The 24,602-nt window shown below is 34.1% G+C and carries 22 protein-coding genes and 2 pseudogenes; 16 read left to right on the forward strand and 8 right to left on the reverse strand.

Annotation, left to right across the window (positions count from 1 at the left end):
- Nucleotides 1-12: 12 nt before the first annotated feature.
- Nucleotides 13-1,050: a 3D domain-containing protein gene (locus KPL51_RS04395; protein WP_216157873.1), complete on the reverse strand. Its 1,038-nt coding sequence runs from the start codon at nucleotides 1,048-1,050 to the stop codon at nucleotides 13-15.
- Nucleotides 1,051-1,775: 725 nt separating this feature from the next.
- On the opposite strand from KPL51_RS04395, the gene KPL51_RS04400 reads away from it, so the two are divergent.
- Both KPL51_RS04400 and radA read left to right on the forward strand, forming a co-directional pair.
- Nucleotides 1,776-2,381, forward strand: a complete 606-nt coding sequence (locus KPL51_RS04400) for a lactate utilization protein (RefSeq protein WP_216157875.1) — start codon at nucleotides 1,776-1,778, stop codon at nucleotides 2,379-2,381.
- 36 nt (nucleotides 2,382-2,417) lie between these two features.
- Nucleotides 2,418-3,797, forward strand: coding sequence for a DNA repair protein RadA (gene radA / locus KPL51_RS04405; protein ID WP_216157877.1), 1,380 nt, complete (start codon nucleotides 2,418-2,420; stop codon nucleotides 3,795-3,797).
- 143 nt (nucleotides 3,798-3,940) lie between these two features.
- On the opposite strand, the gene pepI is transcribed toward radA, so the two are convergent.
- Complete coding sequence (pepI, locus tag KPL51_RS04410) at nucleotides 3,941-4,822, reverse strand: proline iminopeptidase (RefSeq protein ID WP_216157880.1); 882 nt, start codon at nucleotides 4,820-4,822, stop codon at nucleotides 3,941-3,943.
- A gap of 296 nt (nucleotides 4,823-5,118) precedes the next feature.
- Here pepI and KPL51_RS04415 point away from each other — a divergent pair, with 296 nt between their 5' ends.
- Nucleotides 5,119-6,213 (forward strand): PfkB family carbohydrate kinase, encoded by a 1,095-nt coding sequence (locus KPL51_RS04415; RefSeq protein WP_216157882.1) that lies wholly within the window; start codon nucleotides 5,119-5,121, stop codon nucleotides 6,211-6,213.
- A 56-nt stretch (nucleotides 6,214-6,269) separates the two neighbouring features.
- On the opposite strand, the gene KPL51_RS04420 is transcribed toward KPL51_RS04415, so the two are convergent.
- From KPL51_RS04420 to KPL51_RS04430, 3 genes are read right to left on the reverse strand one after another with little or no spacing between them, the layout of a single operon-like run.
- Nucleotides 6,270-6,896: a YczE/YyaS/YitT family protein gene (locus tag KPL51_RS04420; protein ID WP_216157884.1), complete on the reverse strand. Its 627-nt coding sequence runs from the start codon at nucleotides 6,894-6,896 to the stop codon at nucleotides 6,270-6,272.
- A 1-nt stretch (nucleotide 6,897) separates the two neighbouring features.
- Nucleotides 6,898-7,590 (reverse strand): phosphoribosylanthranilate isomerase, encoded by a 693-nt coding sequence (locus tag KPL51_RS04425; protein ID WP_216157886.1) that lies wholly within the window; start codon nucleotides 7,588-7,590, stop codon nucleotides 6,898-6,900.
- Nucleotides 7,591-7,594: 4 nt separating this feature from the next.
- Complete coding sequence (locus KPL51_RS04430; protein ID WP_216157888.1) at nucleotides 7,595-8,539, reverse strand: carbohydrate kinase family protein; 945 nt, start codon at nucleotides 8,537-8,539, stop codon at nucleotides 7,595-7,597.
- A 394-nt stretch (nucleotides 8,540-8,933) separates the two neighbouring features.
- Here KPL51_RS04430 and KPL51_RS04435 point away from each other — a divergent pair, with 394 nt between their 5' ends.
- Nucleotides 8,934-10,853, forward strand: coding sequence for an OPT family oligopeptide transporter (locus KPL51_RS04435; protein WP_216157890.1), 1,920 nt, complete (start codon nucleotides 8,934-8,936; stop codon nucleotides 10,851-10,853).
- Nucleotides 10,843-11,193: a PqqD family peptide modification chaperone gene (locus KPL51_RS04440; protein ID WP_216157892.1), complete on the forward strand. Its 351-nt coding sequence runs from the start codon at nucleotides 10,843-10,845 to the stop codon at nucleotides 11,191-11,193. The genes KPL51_RS04435 and KPL51_RS04440 overlap by 11 nt, the downstream gene beginning before the upstream one ends.
- Nucleotides 11,194-11,237: 44 nt before the next feature.
- Here the strand turns inward: KPL51_RS04440 and KPL51_RS04445 are convergent, their stop codons facing one another.
- The 3 genes and pseudogenes from KPL51_RS04445 to KPL51_RS04455 form a co-directional block, all read right to left on the reverse strand.
- Nucleotides 11,238-11,390 carry a hypothetical protein gene (locus KPL51_RS04445; RefSeq protein ID WP_216157894.1) on the reverse strand — a complete coding sequence of 51 codons (153 nt, stop codon included), beginning with the start codon at nucleotides 11,388-11,390 and terminating at the stop codon, nucleotides 11,238-11,240.
- 328 nt (nucleotides 11,391-11,718) lie between these two features.
- On the reverse strand, nucleotides 11,719-11,949 hold the full coding sequence (locus tag KPL51_RS04450) for a hypothetical protein (protein ID WP_216157896.1): 231 nt from the start codon (nucleotides 11,947-11,949) through the stop codon (nucleotides 11,719-11,721).
- Between the two features lie 134 nt (nucleotides 11,950-12,083).
- Nucleotides 12,084-12,290 (reverse strand): annotated as a pseudogene (locus tag KPL51_RS04455) (methyl-accepting chemotaxis protein); the annotation flags it as partial.
- Between the two features lie 340 nt (nucleotides 12,291-12,630).
- Between KPL51_RS04455 and KPL51_RS04460 the strand changes: the two are divergent.
- The 11 genes and pseudogenes from KPL51_RS04460 to KPL51_RS04510 form a co-directional block, all read left to right on the forward strand.
- Nucleotides 12,631-13,402, forward strand: a pseudogene (locus tag KPL51_RS04460) (macro domain-containing protein).
- 75 nt (nucleotides 13,403-13,477) lie between these two features.
- Nucleotides 13,478-13,936 carry a vWA domain-containing protein gene (locus KPL51_RS04465; protein ID WP_376770072.1) on the forward strand — a complete coding sequence of 153 codons (459 nt, stop codon included), beginning with the start codon at nucleotides 13,478-13,480 and terminating at the stop codon, nucleotides 13,934-13,936.
- A gap of 99 nt (nucleotides 13,937-14,035) precedes the next feature.
- Complete coding sequence (locus KPL51_RS04470; RefSeq protein WP_216157898.1) at nucleotides 14,036-14,449, forward strand: RrF2 family transcriptional regulator; 414 nt, start codon at nucleotides 14,036-14,038, stop codon at nucleotides 14,447-14,449.
- A 451-nt stretch (nucleotides 14,450-14,900) separates the two neighbouring features.
- Nucleotides 14,901-16,808, forward strand: coding sequence for an acyl-CoA dehydrogenase family protein (locus tag KPL51_RS04475; protein WP_216157901.1), 1,908 nt, complete (start codon nucleotides 14,901-14,903; stop codon nucleotides 16,806-16,808).
- A 55-nt stretch (nucleotides 16,809-16,863) separates the two neighbouring features.
- Nucleotides 16,864-18,063, forward strand: coding sequence for an FprA family A-type flavoprotein (locus KPL51_RS04480; protein WP_216157903.1), 1,200 nt, complete (start codon nucleotides 16,864-16,866; stop codon nucleotides 18,061-18,063).
- Nucleotides 18,064-18,350: 287 nt separating this feature from the next.
- Complete coding sequence (locus KPL51_RS04485; RefSeq protein WP_216157905.1) at nucleotides 18,351-20,627, forward strand: glycoside hydrolase family 3 C-terminal domain-containing protein; 2,277 nt, start codon at nucleotides 18,351-18,353, stop codon at nucleotides 20,625-20,627.
- A gap of 54 nt (nucleotides 20,628-20,681) precedes the next feature.
- On the forward strand, nucleotides 20,682-21,254 hold the full coding sequence (locus tag KPL51_RS04490; protein WP_216157907.1) for a glycosyl hydrolase 2 galactose-binding domain-containing protein: 573 nt from the start codon (nucleotides 20,682-20,684) through the stop codon (nucleotides 21,252-21,254).
- Nucleotides 21,255-21,545: 291 nt separating this feature from the next.
- Entirely contained in the window at nucleotides 21,546-22,502 is a 957-nt protein-coding gene (locus tag KPL51_RS04495) for an ABC transporter permease (protein ID WP_216157909.1), read from the forward strand.
- 19 nt (nucleotides 22,503-22,521) lie between these two features.
- A complete protein-coding gene (locus KPL51_RS04500; protein WP_216157911.1) occupies nucleotides 22,522-23,763 on the forward strand; it encodes an ABC transporter permease in 1,242 nt (413 codons plus the stop codon).
- A 22-nt stretch (nucleotides 23,764-23,785) separates the two neighbouring features.
- On the forward strand, nucleotides 23,786-23,992 hold the full coding sequence (locus tag KPL51_RS23935) for an ATP-binding cassette domain-containing protein (protein ID WP_216157913.1): 207 nt from the start codon (nucleotides 23,786-23,788) through the stop codon (nucleotides 23,990-23,992).
- A gap of 20 nt (nucleotides 23,993-24,012) precedes the next feature.
- On the forward strand, nucleotides 24,013-24,602 hold a 590-nt coding region (locus KPL51_RS04510; protein WP_216157915.1), incomplete at its 3' end, for an ATP-binding cassette domain-containing protein.

The following is a 24,602-nucleotide window of genomic DNA, read 5'->3' on the forward strand; positions in this document are numbered from 1 at the left end:
ATCCATAATTTCTTATTCATTTATTATACGGATTTTTACATTTCTTCGGCCCCAATTATTTACTTCGGCTTCTGTATTAAAAAATACATCAATGATATTACCTTTAATAGCGGAACCAGTATCTGATGCAATAGCATATCCATAGCCTTCTACATAAACTTTAGAGCCCATTGGTATAACCCTAGGATCCACAGCTATAGTGCTGTATCCATTTGGATCTCTGTTTGTTCTAGAACCTGATGATGTAAAACCATCCATTGAATATGCAGTTGATTCTATAATGAAGTAGTTCGTTGAGTTTGATACATCATTAGGGATAGCACCAGAGTTAGAGGTTGAACTTTTACTAGAATCTAAGTGTCTAGACATAGTAATTCTCTTGGCTGCCGCCCGTTCTTTTGCTATTTTTTCAGCAGCGAATTCCTTTGACTTTTTGTCAGCAATTAATTTAGTTTCTTTTTTAGTTACGTTGCTAAGCAGCACCTTGTGTTCTTTTATGTTTTTACTTAATTTTGTTAGTATAATTTCATTATTTGCTTTTAGTGCTGATAATTTATCATTCTCATTATTTAAGGTGTCTCTATGCTTTATTATTGAATTTCTTTGTTTTTCAATTTCAGCAATGAGATTTTTATCATACTCTATTATCTGTTTAAGTGTATCTGCTCTAGATATAAGATCGCTAAAACTAGTTGAATCTAGAAGTACCTCAAGATAACTATCTACACCATTTATATACATAACTCTTGCTCTTTTTTCAAACAAGTTTTCTTGATCCATAGCATTTTTTTCTACAATTTGTAATTTAGTTTGTGTTTTTATTATATCTTGAGAAATTTCATTCATTTTAGTTTTGTTACCGTCAATTTTATTTAATACTTCATCAATTTCATTGTTGAAATTTTTTACTTTTATCTGTAAAGCCTTTTTGCTACTTTGAGCTTGTTTTAATTCAGATGTTTCATTAGTACTTGGTGCAGCAAAAGCATTGATATTGATAGTTATTGTTAATGTTAGTATCATAACTACTGATATTATTTTTTTATTCATTTATGAACCTCCTTAAAATGCATAGCAATATTAATAATATTTTTTAATATATTATTATATGATAAAGAGCTATGTTAAAAAGCATATATTTGTTATTTTAAAAAAAGACTAATTAATTTCTCTTTTAAATTTTAGTTATGTTAAACAATGATGAGGATAATATATATAATTGACAGTATTCTGTATGGATACATATAGAATACTACACAACCACAATTAGGAGAAATTAAGATAAGATTTAAACTCCGTCATCATTGTACCATAAATTTCTACACCAAGACATTTTTCTTGTGGAAACAATTTACTAATGACGTAATAATTTAGCAATTTACTGCAAAACTCCGGCACAAGGTCATATATGTTTACTGAAATGTAGTACAAAAGTAATGTTTGCTATTTCATGGAGGTTCCTTAAATGAGTGCTTGCGGAATTTTTGTGTTTATATATAACAAAAAGACACGAATGTATGTTTACAAAATCGAAACAAAAATATAGTATAATACTATATAGCTAAAAGTTGAAGAAATAAAACAACCGGAGGGATTTTTAGTGGAACAACAAAGGATAAGAAATGAAATTATGAATATCAATAATTATTGGATGAAAAAATTACAACAAACGAAGGGTTTATTATTAAGGAAAAAGAATTATTAAGAAAAACTAATAAAAAGTAAAGAATAAAAAAGAGATTAAATGGAAAATAGATTGGAGATATAGTATAATTATGAATATTGAAAAAACAATTACCGCACTTAAGAAAAATAATTATGAGGTAAGCATCTTTAAAACCGCCGAAGATGCGGCACGGTATTTAGACAGTAGTCTTAATGACAAGTATATTGGATTTGGTGATTCTGATACTATGCTACAGATGAACTTGTTTGATAGACTTTCCTCACACAACAAGGTTGTTGATCCTAAGCATTTGGTGCTTGGGAAAACATTCGGTGATACTGCAATAGAGTGCCTGACTACAGATATATTTTTGACATCAGTCAATGCTCTCTCAGAATCAGGAGAGTTTGTTAATATTGATGGCACAGGGAATCGTGTAGCTGGATCACTATTTGGTCATAAAAAGGTATATTTTGTTGTCAGTACAAATAAAATCTCGCATTCACTTGAAGATGCTATTTGGCGTGCCCGTAACATTGCTGCTCCTCGTAATGCTATGAGATTAGGACTTAAAACCCCCTGTGCAATAAAAGCAGATCATTGTTATAATTGTTCCAGTCCAGATCGTATCTGCAATGGCCTTGTAATTTACTATAAAAAGATGCATGACATGGATATGGAAGTCGTATTGATAGATGAAGACCTTGGCTTTTAATGTGTCTATCTATCATAAATAAGGAGATGTATCTAATTGGCTAAAGATAAAAAAGTTTATATTTGTAAAGACTGTGGATCACAATCACCAAAATGGATGGGAAAATGTAACGATTGCGGTGCCTGGAATACGTATGAAGAAAAAATAGTTAAGGCAAGCGACCTTAAATCTAACTCAAGTAGAATGGCAATAACAACTAACCCAACAAAACTAAGGGCGATAGCACAATTGGGCAGCGACAGGATAGTTACAGGAGTTTCAGAATTTGATAGAGTTATGGGTGGCGGAATAGTTAGAGATAGTATAAGCATAATTTCAGCACCTCCTGGGATGGGCAAGTCAACCCTTTTACTGCAACTCGCAAATTCTCTGTCTTTAAAAGGATATAAAATTTTGTATGCATCTGGAGAGGAAAGCAATAGTCAAATTAAAAATAGAGCTGACCGTACGGTAAAAGAAATAGCTGATAATTTCTGGGTAGTTTCTGATACTAAGTTAGATGAAATATTACAACATATAGAAACTGTTGATGCAGACTTAATAATACTTGATAGCATTCAAACATTTACTTTAGAAGAATATTCAAGTTCGAGAGCAGGATCACCTACTCAAGTAATTGAATGTGCTACAGCTTTAAAGGATAAAGCAAAAAATCCAGATAGACCAAGAGCTGTATTTCTCGTTGGCCAAATGACAAAGGCTGATGAGATGGCGGGTCCTCGAATATTAGAGCATTTAGTGGATACCGTATTGTACATAGAGGGAGAAGATGGAGAAGAACTAAAACATTTAATTAGTAAAAAGAATAGATATGGTGACACTTCTGAGAGTGGTTTATTTCGCATGACAGAAATAGGAATGGAAGAAATAACTGATCCGTCGGAGTTTTTTATGACCAAAAGGGAAGAGCTAGTTCCAGGGAGTGCTTTAGCCGTTATAAAGGACGGTACTAGACCAATTGTTGTAGAGGTAGAGAGTCTTGTATCTAAATCTTTTACTCCTTATCCAAGTAGACTAAGTGAGTGTTTTGCAAGGAAGGAACAATTAGGGACTCTTATCTCAATTCTTGAAGAAAGGGGTGGGGTAGGACTTTATGATAAAAATGTTATCATAAAAGCAACTGGTGGTCTTAAGTTAACTGAAACATCAGTAAATCTTGCTGTAGTAATGAGTATTGCATCCTCCGCATTAAAACATGGAATATCTACTGATACAGTTTTTATAGGGGAACTTGGTCTTACTGGGGAATTAAAAAAAGTACCATCACTCGAGCAAAGACTAAAAGAAGTGGATAGAATGGGTTTTAAAAAGGCATATATACCTATGAATTGTTTAAAAGCAGGGGTTAAATTTAAGAATATAAAGGTTATTCCTTGTAAGAAATTAACAGATGTTATTGAAAAGGAAATGAAATGATAGTAAGAGAATGCATTTTGTTGTAATTGAAAATTTTAATTAACTGTTCCAATTTTTATAGGGAATGTGGCACCTTACAAAGATTGGAACAGTTTTTGTTGTTGGGGGCTATATCATGGTGAGAGGATCTCGTGCTGTTATAATTAATCGTTTTTATTCAACCACTTATTCAGCACTTCTATATATTTCTCATTCTCTTCTACGAACGGCATATGGCGGCTGAATTCAAATAATTCCCATTGTGAATTTGGAATCTTGTCATACATTGTTTTTGCAATAAGTGGTGAGCAAAGATCAAGCAAACCGCTGATGATTAAAGAAGGTTCTTTAATATCTTCAATCTCTTTCATAAAATCAAAGTTTTTTAGGTTGCCAGATGGGCTGAATTCATTTTGACCCCATGCAGTTACATAAGCTTCTGCTCCAGCGACCTTTGGACGGCTTAAGCATTTTGGCGAATCTGGTCCTAGTGGGCCTGCGCAATGACGAAGCATGAATTCTGCTTCTGCTTTCTTATACTCTTTTGATGAATAATCTCCAGCTTTTTCTGCTTTAGCAATGGCATCTTGCATTTCCTGCGGAAGATATGCAACTCTTCTACGCTGTTCCTTTTCCCAAAGCGAAGATGATGGTAAAGTGCTGGATAAGATGTAGCTCTTGATTCCTTCAGGTTTGTATTCGCAAGCATATTGAATTGCCTGCATACCGCCCCAAGATTGTCCCAATAAGTGGATTTCGTCTAGGCCTAGGTGTTTACGTAACTGGATTAATTCGTCAATCCAAGTTTTTGCACACCATAAGTCAGGACGGGAAGGTGTTGCAGACAAGCCGCATCCCAATTGGTCATACATAATGACCGCACGTCCGTCTTCGGCAACTTTGTCAAGTACTTCAAAATAATTATGTGTAGAACCCGGTCCGCCGTGTAATAAAACCAATGGTTTTTTATTTCCTGTGCATTCACCTACTATACGATAGTAGGTCTTATATTCTAAAAATGGAATATAGCCTTCAGTAATCTTCATAATCAATCTCCTTTATTTTTTTACAAATTTAGATGAGATTTCAACTTCGTCCTAAATATCATTGTACCATACAATTTCTACACCAAGAACCTCTTCTTGTGGGAAAATTCATTAATGACTATTTACTGGGTGCACAACATTAAGTAAAACTAATGTTTACTAAGATGAATATTGGGTTTGTTAAGGTTCATTGACTTTCATTCTTATTTTGTTTATAATAAACCAAACAAATGTTTAAACACTTAATTGTAAGGTATTTTACAATTAAAATTATTTATAATGAAATGGAGAATCATATGACGGAACGAGAGTTAGAAATATTAAAAATAATTAAACAGGATCCATTGATTTCACAATATGAGCTTGCAGATATTCTTGGGATTACTCGTTCTGGGGCTGCCGCTCATATTCATAATTTAACAAGGAAAGGGTACATAAAGGGAAAGGGATATGTTTTAAGTGAGCCTCGTTTTATCACAGTAGTGGGTGGAGTTAATATAGATACTCTTGGGACATCAAGGAGTAAACTAATACATGATAATTCAAATCCTGGCAAAATAGTTCATTTACTAGGAGGTGCGGGAAGAAATATTGCACTCGCTCTAACAAAACTGGGAATTTCTAATTTTTTTATTTCGGTATTTGGTGATGATTTAAATGGAGAAAAATTCTTAGATGATGCGAAAGAAAATAATATGAACGTTCAATATTGTGAAAAAATTAAAGGAGAAGCTACATCATCATTCATCTCCATTAACGATTCAGATGGAAATAGAATAGTTGGAATTGATGACATGGATATATATCATAATATGACCCCTGCGTTTATTGAAAAAAATTTAGACAGAATTAATCACTCAGACTATTGCATTATTGACACAAATCTTCCGAAGGAAGTCATAGATTACATCTATGAAAAAGTAACAATTCCTCTCGTCGTTAAAACAGTATCATTGAATAAAAGCTACCGACTGATTAATAATATACAGAAAATAGAGATTTTAATAATCACACCCAAAGAGCTATCTCAATTAGTTTCTGAATTAAATGAGACTTATATAAACATTAATAATGCCATTGACCTCTTATTAAACAAGGGTGTTAAAAACGTTCTTGTTTTTTCAGCAAGCAAGGGTCTATTTTTTAAAAATCAAAGCACAGAATATAAACTGAAGATTGCATCATCTTCAATTATAAATACAAACGGAGCAAGTGCAACGCTAACTGGCACTTTAATCTGTGGACTCCAAAATAATATGGAATGGGAAGAAGCTTTAAAATATGCATATGTTGCAGCCATTAGTAGTATGGAAACACAAACTCCTGTAAATCCAAATTTATCCCAGGAATTATTAAAGGAAAAAAAGAAATTTCTTTTCCCTAATAATTAAAACTATACTATTAATTTTTGTTAATAGTATAGTTATCTTAACCTTTAAAATTAACTTTAATGATAAATACATTTTTTAAAGATACCGCTAAAAAACTGTATTGCTGGACCGGTTGTACATGCAGTAACTATAGTTATAATCCCAAACTTCCCTCCGAGCAAAAATCCAAGAATAGTTAAAACAACATCCATTGTAATTTTAGAACGCCTAATACTCCATCCTGTCTTGTCACGAATAGTCAGCATGAACCCAGTGAATGGGTCAACTCCTATATTACTTGCGACAAAAAGGCTAATTCCAATATAATAAAGAAGGCATCCTACACCTCCTGAAAGTAAACGGATTCCTAAAGCATCACTTGTGAAAATATGAGGGTATAAGCGACTCCCAATAGATATAAAGACTCCATAAGGAATTAAATATAGAAAAGTTCCAACATTTAAGTATTTACGCCCAAATAAATATAGAATAAGAAGTAGTCCAATATTTATGAAATTTGAAACATACCCAAGTTGAAGATAGCTTAATCCCCAAAACGCACGCATTCCATCATAAATAATCCCAACTGGATCATTTCCGAGTAGTGTATTATTATTAAATGAAACTCCTATGCATACTGCAAAAATACCTATCATTGAGATACTGGCTGATTTAAATGATAAATTTTTGCTAATAGATTTCATTTTACAAACCTAATTCTTCAGCAATCTTATTTGATTTTTCACAAAAATCTTTTACTTTTGGAATGTCTTTTTCCATTACACCATCATTGTATTTATAGCTTGTCTTAGTTAAGGAGTCTACACCATAAGGTTTTACCCGTTTGATACATTCTTCTACATTGTCCGGTCCTAAACCTCCTGCAATAATTACTGGGATATTTACAGATCTGACAATTTCTGCATCAATATTCCAATCGTGGGTCATACCACTTGCCCCGATACCTGTATCTGCTGCAAGTCCTGAATCTGTTAAGATATAATCACAGAATTTTGCATATTCTTTTGCACGTTCTATAGCGCAAGGTCCGTCCACAAGAACAGCCTGCATCAATTTAACACCAGGGCATTCTTTACATAATCTTTGCGCAAATGCTGCATCAGCTGTAAATTCCATGCCAGCAATATGCAGAATATCCGGTTTTACTCTGTTTGCAATGAAAATCATTTCATCAGGGTCTGTATTTAGCATGATAGCTACACATTTCACACCTCGTATTTTCGCCTCATTAAAGATACGATCCACAACATCAAACGGAACGCGATGAGCTGGTACTCCACCGCTCTGCATAGGCACAAGTCCAATATGGTCTGCACCAGCATTGATAGTTGCAACACTTTCATTGTAGTTTACTAAAGAATAGATTTGATTTATCATATTTTTACACCTCTTCGTAGAATTTTTTTGCTCTTTCTATTATACTTTTAATATTTAAATATGGAGATACAGACTGAGCAACTTCTATAGTTAAACTAGCTGCTGCTTGCGTCAACAGCCCTATTCGTTTTAATGGCATTGTGTTACCATACTGAAAACGAGCCCATGTAATTGCTGCCATACTACAATCGCCAGCTCCATTAACGCTCACTACATGTGAATCTAAAATTGGAATGCAATCCACTTCTTCGTCTCTTGAACACAAGATTCCCTTTGCACCTAAAGATATAAATACATTCTTTACTCCCTTTTGATGTAAAACTCTGGCTGCTTCTCTAGCGCTTTCACTATCAACAATTTTTACTCCGGATAAAACACTTGCTTCTAATTCATTTGGTTTAAACGTATCAATCTTATCTAAGATATTTTCAAATCTGTTTACTTTAGCAATGGAGACTGGATCTGCAAAAATCGGTATAGTACAATGGTTCGCAAGCCACTCAATAGATTCTTTTGGTATATTTCCATCAAGAACACAAATAGATGCTCTATTAATGAAGTTTATTCGTCTCTTTAAGAATTCTGGAGTAATATTTTCTGCGATTTTCATATCATTAACCGCTGTGACCATGTCTCCTTGGTCATCTGTGACATATAAATAAGCCGAGCTTTTGGTATTAATAATACATTCAGCATAATCTAAGCGAATAGTATACTTTTTACACTCCTCAGATAGAAATTTACCGAAATAATCATCTCCATAGACTGTTACTAAATATGTAGGAACATCTAATTTCGTTAAGTTTTGAGCAATATTCTGTCCTACTCCACCAACAGTCATCTGAATGTCTCCGATATTTGAATCTTTTTCCCGGTATACATCTCCAGATAAGCCTGCTATATCTATATTCAGCCCGCCTATGACTACTACATAATTATCCATCAGCATCTCGACTCCCCCTTAACTTTATGAATATACTATAACACAAAACCTTTAATAGCTAAACAAATATTTATGATATAAACATTTGTTTAATAAAATGGGCGTGTTAAATCTACCAAATAAATATTGGATAGGGTAAAGACTAATGTATAAAATTATCTTCTAGTAAATGGTATTTAAAAAGGACTATTCCTTTAGTCGATTTATTTAAAAGACTAAAATAATTCTAAAAATGTATAGATTATAAATTGTATAATTATTAGAACTATTGGAGATTACTAATTAGACAAATTTCTTTATTCGTAAAATTCAGAAAAATCGTTTTATGTAAAAAGCATGGTATAATAGTTATAAAATAATTATTTTGTAATTATATAAAAAACTAAAGGGGGTATGACTTATGCATAATAAGTTATCTAAAAACGCATATGGTGGAGTAGCAGGCAAAGATTACGTTCCTTACATTTCAAGTGGTTCTAAATCTGGTGGAAACTTTGTCGTGTTAATGATTGGTATTATTTTAGCTGCAGTATTTGCAGCATCAACTGCCTATTCAGGAATGAAAGCAGGGCTTACAGTTGCCGCTGGTATACCAGGATCTATAATAGGTTCTGCATTCATAGCTGCATTTGCTAAACAAAAAGGTATCCTTGGCAAAAACTTAGTTCAAGGTATGTCTAGTGGTGGAGAATCTGTTGCTAGTGGTATAATATTTGTTTTACCAGCAGTTCTTTTAATAGGAGCTAAAGTTTCTTTCTTAGAAGGCTTTGCTGTTGGTATAGGTGGAGTTTTATTCGGTATGGGAGTAGCTTCTCTTGTTTACAATTATTTAATAGTTGAAGAGCATGGTAAATTAATGTACCCAGAGTCAATGGCTATATCTGAAACACTTGTTGCTTCAGAAGGTGCTGGAGAGTCAATGAAATTCATGGGAATCGGTTTCGGAATTGGTGGTCTTATAACTGTAGTAACGGGTTCATTTTTAAATTTAGCTAATACTGTTATAAGTTATGTAAATGAAACTTTCTATAAGTGGAAATTTGAAGTTGAAGTTAACCCTCTATTATTAGGTATAGGATTCATAGTTGGGTTAGAAGTTTCACTTATGATGTTTGCGGGTTCTATATTAGCTAACTTCGGTATTATGCCTTTAATAGGTTACTTTATAGATCTTGGACGAGATGGTGTAACTGTATGGAACAATCCTAGTGTTGCTTTAAATGCTATGCAGGTTAAACATATCGCTGGTAGTTATGTAAAATACATTGGTGCTGGTATGATGCTTTCTGGTGGGTTAATAGGTGCTGTAAAGCTTATCCCTGTTATAATAGCTTCTATAAAGGAAACTCTTAATGCTAAGGATTCAAAGGGTGGCGCAGGCTCATCTGTTGCAAGCATAGTATTAATTGCTGGAATAGTAGTATGTTTCTTAGGTGGGTTCTTGATATCAGGTGGTAATGTATTAATGGCTATAACTGCTGCTGTTTTGTCATTATTCTTATCATTATTATTTGTTATAGTTTCTGGTCGTTTAACTGGTACTATAGGAACTTCAAATCTTCCTGTATCTGGGATGACAATAGCTTCTATAGTTGTTGTAACATTATTATTTGTTGGGATGGGATGGAAAACTCCTGAAAACAACAGAACATTACTTTTATTTGGTACATTTATAGTTACAGCTATTGCTATGGCTGGAGGTTACGCTCAATCACAAAAGGTTACTTTCATAGTAGGTGGTAACAAAAATGAAATGGATAAATATTTTGCTATATCTGGTGTAGTTGGTGTTGCAGTAGTTATAGGAGTTATATTATTGCTTGCAAGTAAGCTTTCAATGACTGGTGATAATGTTCAATTTGCATTACCTCAAGCTAACTTAATGGCAACATTAACTGCTGGTATAATTTCAGGTGAATTACCTTGGGTTATGATCATTGTTGGTGCCGTTATGGGAGTTGTTTTCTACTTGTTAAAACTTCCTGTAATGACAGTTGCTATAGGATTCTATTTACCAATAGCTACAACTTCTATAATACTCGTAGGTGCATTAGTTCGTGTATTTGTAGAAAAAACTTCTAAATCTGTAGAAGAAAAAGAACATAAAGTTTCTAATGGTATAAGTTTATCATCTGGACTTGTTGCCGGTGGTTCTATAATAGGACTTGTAGGGATAATACTTCAAGTAACAGGTGTTTTAAAAGGAACTGGTCCAACCGGCTTTGCTGCTTCTAATACTATGGCAATTATAATATTAGTAGTTCTAGTAATAGCTACTATAATTCCTATAGTAAGTAGTAAGGTAAAGAATGCTAAGTAATAATGAAGATGTTTTAAATATAATATACAAAATCTCTGACAACTTCCAATATGAGATAGATAAAAACAATATTGTGACTATACTTGAAAAACAAGATCATAAGTTACAAAAGTTCTTTAGAAAACTTAAATTCAGAATTCCAGAGTATAAAAAAACTTCTCTGGATGAATATGGAAGTTGTGTGCTTTTACAGATAGATGGCAAAAAAACTGTAAAAGATATTGGAGAAAGTCTAGAAATAAAGTATGGAGATAAAGTTCAACCAATTTACGAAAGATTATTGTTGTTCTTGAACCATATTGACGTTAATTGTCATTATATACGAAAAATGAATTTGTAATATAAAGGACTGTTGCACTAAGAAATTAGTGTAGCAGTCTTTTTTTACAAAAAAAGTAGTATTGTACAAAAATAGTTTTTATTGTGAGAATCCACAATTGATGCAAGTGAAAATCCAATTTCGTCTGCATATCCCAATCCCTTAATCGCTGCATATTTAGTAAATTTATCAGCCTCTTCCTCCTCTAATTTCCCCATAGGTGTTTCAGAGTTTCCCAATCTTTTTCATAAAATGGGTAATTCTTTTTTAGAAATTTATAATTATAACCACATAATAGCAAAAGCTCTCACATTTTAAAATATGAAAGCTTTTCTTATTATACAAATATGTATCTTTAAATTTCTGTAAGTATTACTTTGAATTCTGTCCCTTTTTAAGACTTATCGTTACTGAGCCTTTAGATTTTGTGAACTTACTTGCATTAGTCAATATATTAAAAAAAAATAAGTCAGTATGGTTAACTGACTTAATTTTCTATCTTTGTATAAAGATCAAAATTGATTTACTCATAATTTTGGTTCTGTATTATACTAGAATCCACCATTCTTCATCTTCATTAAATAATTCAATTGCTTTTCCGTCAATATTGCATTTAAATCTGGTTGCATTATTAAAAAGCTTCATACTTCTAATTGGATCTTTTATTTCAAACTCTTCGTCGTTGTAAGTCAATTCAAAAGGGATATTCCAACCATTATTATCAGGTTTACTCTGAACCATAACTAACATTTTTTCGTTTTTATTTCCCCAAGACATAACATCAACCTCCCATGTAAATTTTATATTACCTTAGTAGTATTATAATACATTTCAAATAAACTTGTCAGTGAAAAACGAAGCAATTTGACCTAGAGGGCCTTTATTCTCAAATCTTAAATTTTTCTATTTTCAGCAGAGGAACCAGACTGTTCCGCAAGTTTTCTAACCTCTTCAGCAACTACGGCAAAGCCTTTTCCAGATTCTCCTGCCCTTGCAGCTTCTATTGCAGCATTTAAGGCTAATAGGTTAGTTTGAGTGGAAATATTTAATATTGTGCTTAATATTTGACCAATATCTTCAGTCTCCTTTACTAAAACTCCAATACTTTCAGCAATCTGTGAAACTCCATTTATAGTGCTTTCATTTTTTGTGGATAGTTTTAAATTTCATTTGATTTTGCCTCCTAAATATAATGTTATTAATATCATCGTAAGAAATTCGGCGGACTAAAGAGATAAAATAAAAAATCAAGTCGAAAATACACAAAACACATAATAATATACGAAATTAAAGTATAAATACTTAACTCAAGGTTGTAAAAATTTGAATTCTAGGTATTGGTAAAGTTTTTTGTGTATTTGAACATTATGACAAATGTTATTATAATAAATGGTGAGTAGTTGATTTACATAAATGAAAAGATACGGCAAGAAAATTTTCGAAAGGAGACAAACTAATATGCCAATGATAATAATACGAAATGATATAACAAAAATGAAAATAGATACCATTGTAAATCCTGCGAACACAGCACTAAAAATGGGCGGTGGAGTATGTGGAGCAATATTCTCTGCCGCTGGGGCCGAAAAACTTCAAGAAGAATGTGACATAGTTGGGCGAATTCCTAATAAAACACGAGGTGACGGTTTATTTGGTAGTCTATGATAAGAAAGCCTTTGTTGTGAGTAAAAAACTTTTCTCTGCAATTGAAAAATACATTGATGACAACTATGTTGAGGAGCATAGTCTTAGTGAGCGCCTCAGAAATATAGAGCCTTATGAAGAACATCAATTTGAAGATATGAATGAGAATTACATAGAGTGTCAGGTTTGTGCCCCAGTGCCTCAAATAAAGGGAAAGTGCAGTCTTGAGGATGTAATCAGTCAACTTGATGAGTCTTTTTCACAAATGCTTCTGCGGGTTATTGATGAAAAGGGAATGACTGACGTTGAAACTTATAAGAAGGCCAATATTGACCGGAAGCTGTTTTCTAAAATTTGAACCAGTAAGGATTACAACCCTAGTAAAGTCACATCAATAGCCTTTGCCATAGCAATTAAATTAAGTTTGGATGAAACACATGATTTGCTAAATAAAGCTGGATACACATTGTCTCACAGTAATAAATTTGATGTAATTATTGAGTATTTCATCGAACAAGGTAATTACAACATCTACGAGATAAATGAGGCCTTGTTCGCATTTGAGCAAGTTCTACTTGGTGTATAATTGTCGCTCTGAAAGCGACCAATTAACATAGTAATTTTGTTATCCTTTAATTATGAAAGTAAGGGGGTTAACAAAATGAAAACAAACATAACAGAATTGGTATTTATACTAGATAGGAGCGGTTCAATGGCTGGTCTTGAGAGTGACACTATAGGTGGCTATAATACACTTCTTAAAAAACAGAGGGAAGAGTCAGGTGAGGCAATTGTCACTACGGTACTTTTCGATGACAATTATGAAATTTTACATGATAGAATAAACGTTAAAGGTATCCATCCTATAACAGAAAAAGAATACTTTGTTTGTGGGAGCACTGCACTTTTAGATGCTATTGGAAAGACAATTAATAAAACTTTAAATGTACAACGAAATACCATTGAGGAAGAACGTGCAGATAAGGTGATGTTCGTAATAACTACTGATGGAATGGAAAATGCTAGCAAGGAGTATAATTATGAAAAGATAAAGAAAATGGTGGAACTGCAGAAAGAAAAATACGGATGGGAATTTAATTTTGTCCAAGGCTACTGGTAATTTAAATGTGAAATTTTTAAAAACCCCATTGACAAAACTGGATAATAGCCTTAAGATTAATACTATACTAAACAAGTATACTTTAAGGAGAAATATAACATGAAAATAACACAAGAAGCAGATTATGGACTTAGAGTAGTACTTCACTTATGTGGATTAGGCTATGGGGAAAAGGTAGAATCAAAAGTAATTTCAGAAAAAGAGGGTATACCGCTAAGATTTCTTTTGAAACTTTTAAGGAAGCTTATACAAGTAGATATTCTAAGATCTTATAGGGGAGTCAATGGAGGATATGCTATAAATAAGTTGCCAGAGCAAATAACATTAAAAGATGTTATAGAAGCAATAGATGGCCCAGTATGTGTTAACAGATGTGTAATTGAGCCAAGCTTTTGTAATTTAAATAGAAGTGGTGTATGTATTTTGCATAGAGCTATGGCAAAAGTACAAAAGAATTTAAATGCAGATTTAGAAAGTATAAATTTTAGGCAACTAGTAGATGGAGAGGTTTAGGTATGCAATAATGCTTACAAAACACTGTAAATATCCACCATTGAGAGGGACTGTGGCTTTAATGATTAAAAAATCATTTGAAGAGACAGTCTCTTTTTCTTATTGATTTTAATATAAGCACTAAAAAATTACTCTTTTGATGATTATGATTTAGTGATTCTTACGATAGAATTTAGAATAGTCAAAGACCTTTTTAAAACTATTAATAAAGGAGCATTTTCATCATAAAGTCAAGAAGATTGAATAAAGAGAAGGTATTATAGACTTAGAATAAGTCACAGGTTTTTTTGGACGGTTATGACGAAAAAAAGGGTATAATTAAGGTTGTAATGGATATCTTTTAGGTATACAATGAAACTATACGAAATTAGTATACATTAATAAAGGTAATTACAAGTATAATTGAGGTAGTAAAACATATTGAATAGATCAATTAAAAGGAGGTATATGTATGTATTTTAAGACTATGGAACAACATGAAAATTTGAGGATGAAAATCAGAGAATTTGCGCAGGAGGAAGTTAAACCTATTGCATTTATGTTAGATCAAGAAAATAAATTTCCAGAGGAAGCAGTTAAGAAGTTAGGTCAAATGGGAATGATGGGTATTCCATATCCAAAAGAATATGGCGGAGCAGGTATGGACGTAATGAGTTATGCAATCGCTGTTGAGGAATTATCAAGAGTGGATGGTGGAACAGGCGTAATTCTTTCAGCTCATACATCTTTGGGCGCATACCCAATTTCAGCATATGGAACTGAAGAGCAGAAACAAAAATATTTAGTGCCACTCGCAAAGGGAGAGAAACTTGGTGCATTCGGTCTTACAGAAGAAAATGCTGGTAGTGATGCAGGTGGTACAGAAACCACCGCAGTCCTGTATGGTGATAATTATATTTTAAATGGTGAAAAAATCTTTATCACAAATGCTGGTAAAGCTGATATTTACGTTGTTTTTGCAATTACTACTCCCGATATAGGTGTTCGTGGTATAAGTGCATTTATTGTGGAAAAAGATACAGAAGGTTTTAGCTTTGGACAACATTACGATAAGATGGGTATTAGATCATCTGCAACTGCAGAGCTAATATTTAATGATGTGATAGTTCCTAAGGAAGATTTACTAGGTAATGAGGGAGATGGATTCAAGATTGCTATGGCAACGTTGGATGGTGGCCGTATTGGTATTGCAGCTCAGGCTCTAGGAATAGCCCAAGGCGCTTATGAAAATGCTTTAGAGTACTCAAAAGAAAGAGTTCAATTTGGTAAACCTATATGTCAGCAACAAATTATTTCTTTTAAGTTGGCAGATATGGCGACAAAACTTAGAGCAGCTAGATTACTAATTTACAGTGCAGCAGAGCTTAAACAAAATCATGAGAGTTACAGTATGGAAGCTGCTATGGCGAAACAATATGCATCTGACGTTTGTCTTGAAATTGTGAACGATGCACTTCAAATATTTGGTGGAAATGGCTATTTAAAAGGTATGGAAGTTGAACGTGCGTATAGAGATGCCAAAATATGTACTATATATGAAGGAACTAATGAGATCCAACGTGTTGTTATTGCAGCTCACATCATAGGAAAGATGCCGAAAAACGAGAACACAGGTAAAGCTATTAAACGTGGACCTGCAACAGGTTATCGTAAGAAAGTAATTTTTAAGGATGGAACTGCAAGTGAAAAAGTAAATGCACTTGTGGAAGCCCTTAAGGCAGACAAATATGACTTTACAGTTGGAATTCCTATAGATACTCCTATAACTAAGGCTGAAAGAGTTGTAAGCGCTGGACAAGGTATAGGCGAAAAGAAAAATATGCAGCTTATAGAAGAGTTGGCAGTTCAAGCTGGTGCTGCTATAGGTTCTTCACGTCCTGTAGCTGAAACACTTAAATATTTACCTCTGAACCGTTATGTTGGTATGTCTGGTCAGAAATTCAAAGGAAATCTTTATATTGCTTGCGGTATTTCGGGTGCAGGTCAGCATTTGAAGGGTATAAAGGATGCGTCTACAATAGTCGCTATAAATATCGATCCCAAGGCTAAAATTTTTAAAAACTCAGACTACGGCATAGTTGGTGACATAATGGATATATTGCCACTACTAACTGCTGCTTTAGACAATGGACAGGCAAAGAAAGATGCTCCACCAATGGTGAAAATGAAGTCAGCAGCTCCGAGAAAAGTTATACCAACCTGGAAACATTATGTATGTAATGGATGCGGGTATGAATACGACCCTAGCATGGGTGAACCAGAAGGCGAAGTAGCTACAGGAACTCTCTTTGAAAATATACCTGAAGAGTGGACTTGCCCTGCTTGTGGCGAAGAAAAAGATATGTTTATAGAAGTTTAATTTTGTAAAAATCAAATAAGGTAATGTGTTTTTAGTATAAAGGAGGATTATATATATGTATTGTGTTAGAAATATAACTGAGGATCTTTATTGGGTTGGTGGAAGCGATCGTCACCTTGCTCTTTTCGAGAACATTCATCCAATTCCAAGAGGTGTTTCCTATAACTCATATTTGCTAATGGACGAGAGCACAGTGCTCTTTGATACAGTAGACTGGTCAATTTGCCGCCAGTTCATTGAGAATATTCAAAAAGTTTTAAAAGGTAAGCCTTTAGATTATATGGTAATTAACCATATGGAACCTGATCATGCAGCATGCATTGAAGAAATTATTCTTCGTTATCCTAATGTTAAAATTGTATGTACCCAAAAGGCTTCCTTATTTATGCATCAGTTTGGTTTCGCTATTGATGGAAAAATAATGGAAGTTAGTGAAGGAGATACTATGTCCTTTGGAAAACATGTTGTTGCATTCGTAGCGGCTCCAATGGTACATTGGCCAGAAGCTATGGTAACATTTGATACTTATAATGGTGTATTATTTTCAGCTGATGCCTTCGGTTCTTTCGGGTCACTGGATGGTCAGCTGTTTAATGACGAGGTGAACTTTGACCGCAACTTCCTTGACGATGCCAGAAGATACTATACAAACATTGTAGGAAAGTATGGTCCTCATGTTCAGGATCTTTTGAGGAAGGCTGGTACTATTGACATTAAGATTATTTGTCCGCTACATGGCCCAGTATGGCATAATGATTTGGGATACTTGCTAGATAAGTACGACAAGTGGAGTAGGTATGAACCAGAGGAAAACGGAGTAATGATCGTTTATGGAACGATGTACGGCAATACAGAGGCCGCTGCAAGTGACCTAGCAACAAGGCTTGTGGAAAAGGGAATGACGAATGTAGTTATGTATGACGTTTCAAAAACTCATGTCTCTTATTTGATTTCTGAGACATTCAAATATAGTCATATAGTTCTTGCCTCTGTAACCTACAACTTGAAGATTTATCCACCTATGCTGAACTATATAATGGATATGAAGGCATTAAATCTTCAAAAACGAACTTTTACTCTTATAGAAAATGGCTCATGGGCTCCTCAATCCGGCAAATTGATGCGTGAACTATTGGATGAGATGAAAGAAATGACTATTTTGGATAATGAAATATCATTGAACTCTACTATGAAGGAAGATGATGTTGATTTAATGGATTCCGTTGCTGAGAGCATTATGGAATCAATGAAGTAATTTTATAAAAACATAAGGTTGCAGATATTTGAATAAATTTGGACAACTATTATATAGAATAGTATAGGTATGCAATAAGAATTAATTATGCATACCTATACTATTCTTTTATTAACTACATAAATAATACCGTTATCATAATGCTCTTCTTAAATTAATATTCACATTTTTCAATGGGAAGTGATTTTAATATAAGTTATTATAGTAAAGTGTAATTCTTAGAAGGAATTTAAAAAATAATGTAGAAGTTATTCTGTATAGAAAATATTAGGGTAAGGAGGGATATTATGAATGTGAAAAAAATTTTGTCAGAAATGACTCTTGAGGAGAAAGCTGGTTTATGTTCAGGTAGTGATTTCTGGCACACAAAGGCTATAGAGAGGTTGGGAGTTCCTGAAGTTATGGTAAGTGACGGACCTCATGGACTCCGCTCGCAAGATCAAAATTTAGATAATCCAGGTATCAATGATAGCATTAAGGCAGTTTGTTTCCCAGCGAGCTGTGCCATGGCAGCATCCTTTGACAGAAAACTTATTTATGAGATGGGAGAAGCAATAGGAGATGAGTGCCAGCATGAGAACATAAGTACAATTTTAGGACCAGCGGTGAACATAAAACGTTCCCCATTATGTGGCAGGAATTTCGAGTATTTTTCTGAAGATCCATATTTGGCAACGGAAATGGCGACAAATCATATTAAAGGTGTACAGAGCAAAAATATAGGGACAAGCATGAAACACTTTTTGGCTAACAACCAAGAACACAGAAGAATGAGTACAAGTTCTGAAATTGATGAAAGAACGCTTAGAGAAATCTATCTGGCAGCCTTTGAAGGTGCAGTAAAAAATGCAAAACCTTGGACTATCATGTGCTCTTATAATGGAATAAATGGAACCCTTGCTTCTGAGAATAAAAAATATCTAACAGATATATTAAGAGGGGAATGGGGCTTTGACGGCTATGTTATGAGCGACTGGGGAGCAGTCAATGACAGGATTAAAGGTATAGAAGCAGGACTTGACCTTGAGATGCCGGGTTCAAACGGTGTAAACGATTCCAGAATTGTGCGAGCAGTAAAAGAAGGAATCTTAGACGAGAAAATAGTAGACCAGGCGGCAGAGAGAATTTTAAATATAATATATCGGTATATTAAAAACCGACAACCAGATACCAAGTGGGATATGGAAGCACATCATGAACTTGCAAGAAAGATTGAGGGAGAGTGTATGGTTCTTCTTAAGAATGAAGGCATTTTACCGCTTAAGAAAGGCAGTAGAATTGCATTTATAGGGGAATTTGCAGGCATTCCAAGATATCAGGGTGGAGGAAGTTCGTATGTTAATTCCTTTAAAATAGTAAGTGCAATGAGCGCTGCGGATGGAATAGCGGATATAACATATGCACAGGGTTATGGCAATAATGAAGACATAATTAATGAAGAGTTGATAAGTAAGGCTTGCGAGGTGGCGAAGAGTGCAGAGGTTGCTGTAATATTTGCGGGACTACCGGACTCCTTTGAATCAGAAGGATATGACAGAATTCATATGTCTATACCTAATTGTCAAAATGAACTCATTAAAAGAATTGCTAAGATTCAGCCCAATACAGTAATTGTGCTTCATAATGGTTCACCAATTGAAATGCCTTGGGCAGAGGATGTTAAGGGTATACTGGAGGCTTATCTTGGAGGCCAGGCAGTAGGCGAGGCTTGCGTGGACGTACTCTTTGGAGATGTAAACCCAAGCGGTAAATTACCTGAGACATTCCCAAGAAAGCTTCAGGATAGTCCATCTTACTTATATTATGGAGGGGAGGGGGACAAGTCAGAATATAGGGAAGGTGTATTCGTAGGATACCGTTATTATGATAAAAAGGACATGGATGTCTTATTCCCATTTGGTTACGGCCTTAGCTATACCACTTTTAATTACTCTAACCTGAAGTTAAGTTCAAAAGAAATAAAGGATACAGACATTCTTACTGTCTCTGTAGATGTTACAAACACAGGAGATAAAGAAGGAAAAGAAATTGTAGAATTATATGTAGGAGAAAAAGAGTCTAACATTATAAGACCACTTAAGGAACTGCGTGGTTTTGAAAAGGTAAGCTTAAAACCAGGAGAAATGAAGACTGTAACCTTTATTCTAACTAAACGCGCGTTTTCATATTACAATACAGAAATTAAGGATTGGTACGCAGAATCAGGAGATTATCAAATCCTTATTGGAAAGTCATCAAGAGATATTGTATTAAATGAGTCGATCTATGTAGAAGCTTCAAGAAAATTACCTTTTAAATTAACTGTCAACACTACATTTGGTGATTTACTTGAAAGGCCAGAAGCCGTAGAGGAGTTAAAATCATTTATAGATTTAGTGAAGGTATCTATGGGAGAGCAAACAAAAGGCAAAGATCAAGAAAAATCAGTTGCAATTAGTGATGACATGAATATCGCCATGCTAAAATACATGCCTATACGTGGAATTTTAAGCTTTGGAGATGGTAGCATAACATATGACAAGCTTACAGCAATGCTAGATGATATAAACAAGAAGTTATATTAAAAATAATATAAAAGACTTTCAGCTACAGAGTAGTGCGGCAAAAGGAGGGAAAATATGCTTATTGAAAAATTAAATGACGGTTTTAAGATGAAGACTATAGGTGATGAAAAATTCTTGAACGCATCTTTACCGGGCTCAGTTTATAGTGATCTCCTTAAAAACCATAAAATGGAGGACCCATATTACCGTGACAATGAGTTAAGTGCATTAAAGCTTATGCATTGGAATGCTTCTCTTGAAATCGTTGCAGCAGCTGGTAAGAAAATCGGAATTGATATTACCACATATTTTCCAGATGCTAATACATTCTATGATGATTTAGGAAATAAGAACTTTGATATTGCTATGTATAGCCCATCCGCAGCAGGTATTTCCAATCCGTGGACGCGTGCTTATGGCTTATTATCAAGTTCATATAACAAAATTAAAACTCAGACAATTGGTAATTTTGGCGGATATGCAAATGCAAGAGTAGATAAATTATTAGAATTAATTCCTCATGAGACAGATAAGGCTAAACTTAAAGCAAACTATACAGAATTATCTAAGATTTATTTAACAGAAGTACCATCTTTCTCATTAATGTATAGACCAGAAGTATTCTATACTGTTAATGAAACTATATAGACAAATTACCCACAAAAGGGCTCAAAATCTGATAAGGGCATTGAGATACCTCCATATGATTTAACTGATGGTTATGGTATAGCTGGATTATATACAATTAAACTAATAGCTAAATAATAACTCAGCAGATAAACTTATTTTTAGAATATGCATAAATAATTAGTCATGCCTTTTAAGTAATAAGTAGAGTGCATGGCTAGTTTTTCTTAAAATTACATTAACTACATGTGAGGTGATGATGTATTGAAAGGATATAAAAAATATTATTAAAATAAGATTATGTGGTATTTATTGACTCTTTTAGTTGTAGTGCTTTTAAATTTTCTACTTCCTAGGCTTATGCCAGGTAATCCGGTATCAGCTATTGCAATAAGGGCAACAAAGGGTATGACGAGTCAGACAGCTATACAAAAGGTGTATGAAGAATATGCTAAGACATTTGGAATAAATCAACCTATGTATATACAGTTTTTTGAATTTGTTAAGAACTTATTCAAAGGCAATTTAGGCGTTTCATTCATATATTATCCAAGAACGGTATCTGATATATTAGCAAAATCTGTATGGTGGACAATATGTCTACAGCTACCAGCTATTATTGTGGGCTGGATTTTAGGCAACATTTTAGGGGCAGTTGCAGCATATGTAAGAGGAGTATGGGACAAAGGCATACTACCAGCTTTCTTATTTTTAAGCAATATGCCAGCATTTGGAATGGCTATTTTATTACAATTTTTCTTTGGAGTTTATTTAAAATGGTTTCCAACAGCACTGGGATATGGATATGACATGAATCCAAACATGAGCCTTAAATTTATAGGTTCAGTTATTTATCATTATCAGCTTCCATTTTGGTCCATTGTACTCATTACAATAGGTGGACAAGCAATTGGCATGCGTTCCATGTCAATCTATGAACTTAATGAAGATTATGTTAAATACAGCCGTTTTCTAGGTATTAAGGACAGCAAGATTGTAAAGTATGTTTTTAGAAATGCAATGCTTCCTCAGATTACAGGACTTGCATTATCGCTTGGAACTATGGTGGGTGGTGCATTGGTTGCAGAAATTATTTTCAGTTATCCAGGACTTGGTACTACCTTGCTTGCAGCTATAAGTGGAAGAGATTATCCGCTTATTTCTGGATGTACATTGATTATTACAATTATGGTGCTTATTGCAAATCTGGTTGTTGAGGTACTCTATGGTTTTATCGACCCAAGGGTCAAGGCAGCACAGCAGGACTAATATAGGAGGTATTTTTGTTATGAAAAATCTGATAAAACAAGTATTTCATTCCCCAAAATTTGTAGTTGGGTTTGTGATTTTTATTATTTTGTTTTTTATGATTATATTTTACCCTCTGTTTATAACGGCAGATCCACTGGATATGATAGGTGGTCTGTTTAATAAACCAGGTACATATGTAGCTGTAAAAGATGTATTGCAGACTGATGAGTATATCTTGAAGATAAACACAAGTTCAGTAAAATTTAAATCTATATCAGTAGCAGATAAACAAAGTATGGCTGATTGGCTTATAAAATTTGGAAACGTAAAAGAATCTGAAACAAATATAAATGATGGAGAAGCACTTGTAAATCTGTGGCAGAAAAATTATAGTTCTGAAGTTCTTCAAACAGGTCTATTAAATGCTGAGAAGATGAATTATGTAAGGTTAAATAACAAGATAAACAAATTAATTAATAGTAGCGACGTATATATAGCATCTAAGAATAGTGACGGAGTATTAGAGTCACCTAAACCACTTGATTCTCAAAGCTTTGTCAACACCAAGGATATTGTAAATAAAAGAAACTTTATTTTGGGAACTGATAACTTTGGGCGTGACGTGCTTACAGAACTTGTGGCGGCCATGGGTACATCATTAAAAATAGGTTTGGTTGCAGGTACTATTGCTACATTTATTGGACTAATACTAGGACTTTTGGCAGGATATGTAGGAGGAACATTGGATGATTTCATCATGTTTATTACGAATATATTTACAGTTATTCCTTCTTTTATCCTTTTGGTATTAATATCATTCAGTGTAGGTGAGAGTGCAAGGGGGGTTATGCTTACAGCGGCGATCATTGGGTTCACTTCATGGCCATGGACTACAAGGTCCGTACGTTCTCAGGTTATATCCCTTCGAAACCGTAACCACGTTAATCTTTCAAAATTATCTGGTCATAGCCTGCCTAGAATTATTTTGACAGATATCCTGCCGTATGTGGCTTCTTATGTGGTTATGGCATTTATCCTTCAGATATCTTCTGGCATACTTGCAGAGGCGCAGTTGTCTATGATAGGTCTTGGACCGGCTACCACTAAAGTTTCTACGCTTGGTCTAATGCTAAACTGGGCAATGGCCTATAAAGCACCTCTTACCGGAGCATGGTGGGCTTTTCTGCCAGTTATACTAGCAATTACATTAATATCATTTTCACTTAACTTGATGAATACAGGTCTTGATCAGGTATTTAATCCACAGTTAAGAGATTAGGGAGGCATCTATGGGAAAAATAATGTTGGAAGTAAACAAACTAAATACGAAATATGTAACTAGGCAGCGAGAAGGAGTTTATGCTGTTAACGATGTTTCCTTAAAAATAGAAGAAGGAAAATCTCTTGGAATAGCTGGTGAATCCGGATGTGGAAAGTCTACACTAGCGCTTAGCATGATGGGATACTATTTTGCACCGCTTCATTACATAGGCGGTGATTCATCATAGATGGTAAAAATATTTCCGGCATGAAGCCAGATGATGTACGTAAACATATTCTTGGGAGTGAAATTTCTTATATACCGCAGGCAGCTATGAATGCATTAAATCCTACCCAGAAGATAATAAGTTTAATAGAAGATGTTATTCATGCACATAACCCGAAAGCAAGGATAAAGGACATTCACGATCTTGCAAGAGAAAGATTCGAACTATTAGGACTTCCTCCTGAAGTACTTCAAAAGCATGCGGTGGAATTGTCAGGTGGTATGAAACAACGTACAGTTATTGCAATTTCAACTATCTTATCGCCAAAAGTGCTCATTGCAGATGAACCATCATCAGCGCTTGATGTTACTTCTCAGAAGATGGTTATAAAAATGCTGAGAAACCTTATGGAAAAAGGGCTAATAAAATCAATGGTTTTTATTACCCATGAACTTCCTCTCCTTTATAATGTAACCAATGATATTATGGTTATGTATGCAGGACAGATAGTAGAAAAAGGAACTGCCAAGGAAATGGTATTTGATTCTATGCATCCTTACTCAAAGGGGCTCATGGGATCAATCTTAGTTCCTGAAGCCGGCATTCGAGATAAAAAGCTTTCTGTTATTCC

The sequence above is a fragment of the Clostridium bowmanii genome, from assembly GCF_018861315.1.
Classification (GTDB): Bacteria; Bacillota; Clostridia; order Clostridiales; family Clostridiaceae; genus Clostridium_AD; species Clostridium_AD bowmanii.

Coding starts and splice junctions, on each gene's coding strand:
- KPL51_RS04395 (WP_216157873.1), bottom strand. CDS start 1,050: ATGAATAAAAAAATAATATCAGTAGTTATGATACTAACATTAACAATA.
- KPL51_RS04400 (WP_216157875.1), top strand. CDS start 1,776: ATGAATATTGAAAAAACAATTACCGCACTTAAGAAAAATAATTATGAG.
- pepI (WP_216157880.1), bottom strand. CDS start 4,822: ATGAAGATTACTGAAGGCTATATTCCATTTTTAGAATATAAGACCTAC.
- KPL51_RS04415 (WP_216157882.1), top strand. CDS start 5,119: ATGACGGAACGAGAGTTAGAAATATTAAAAATAATTAAACAGGATCCA.
- KPL51_RS04420 (WP_216157884.1), bottom strand. CDS start 6,896: ATGAAATCTATTAGCAAAAATTTATCATTTAAATCAGCCAGTATCTCA.
- KPL51_RS04425 (WP_216157886.1), bottom strand. CDS start 7,590: ATGATAAATCAAATCTATTCTTTAGTAAACTACAATGAAAGTGTTGCA.
- KPL51_RS04430 (WP_216157888.1), bottom strand. CDS start 8,539: ATGCTGATGGATAATTATGTAGTAGTCATAGGCGGGCTGAATATAGAT.
- KPL51_RS04435 (WP_216157890.1), top strand. CDS start 8,934: ATGCATAATAAGTTATCTAAAAACGCATATGGTGGAGTAGCAGGCAAA.
- KPL51_RS04440 (WP_216157892.1), top strand. CDS start 10,843: ATGCTAAGTAATAATGAAGATGTTTTAAATATAATATACAAAATCTCT.
- KPL51_RS04445 (WP_216157894.1), bottom strand. CDS start 11,390: ATGGGGAAATTAGAGGAGGAAGAGGCTGATAAATTTACTAAATATGCA.
- KPL51_RS04450 (WP_216157896.1), bottom strand. CDS start 11,949: ATGTCTTGGGGAAATAAAAACGAAAAAATGTTAGTTATGGTTCAGAGT.
- KPL51_RS04465 (WP_376770072.1), top strand. CDS start 13,478: ATGAAAACAAACATAACAGAATTGGTATTTATACTAGATAGGAGCGGT.
- KPL51_RS04470 (WP_216157898.1), top strand. CDS start 14,036: ATGAAAATAACACAAGAAGCAGATTATGGACTTAGAGTAGTACTTCAC.
- KPL51_RS04475 (WP_216157901.1), top strand. CDS start 14,901: ATGTATTTTAAGACTATGGAACAACATGAAAATTTGAGGATGAAAATC.
- KPL51_RS04480 (WP_216157903.1), top strand. CDS start 16,864: ATGTATTGTGTTAGAAATATAACTGAGGATCTTTATTGGGTTGGTGGA.
- KPL51_RS04485 (WP_216157905.1), top strand. CDS start 18,351: ATGAATGTGAAAAAAATTTTGTCAGAAATGACTCTTGAGGAGAAAGCT.
- KPL51_RS04490 (WP_216157907.1), top strand. CDS start 20,682: ATGCTTATTGAAAAATTAAATGACGGTTTTAAGATGAAGACTATAGGT.
- KPL51_RS04500 (WP_216157911.1), top strand. CDS start 22,522: ATGAAAAATCTGATAAAACAAGTATTTCATTCCCCAAAATTTGTAGTT.
- KPL51_RS23935 (WP_216157913.1), top strand. CDS start 23,786: ATGTTGGAAGTAAACAAACTAAATACGAAATATGTAACTAGGCAGCGA.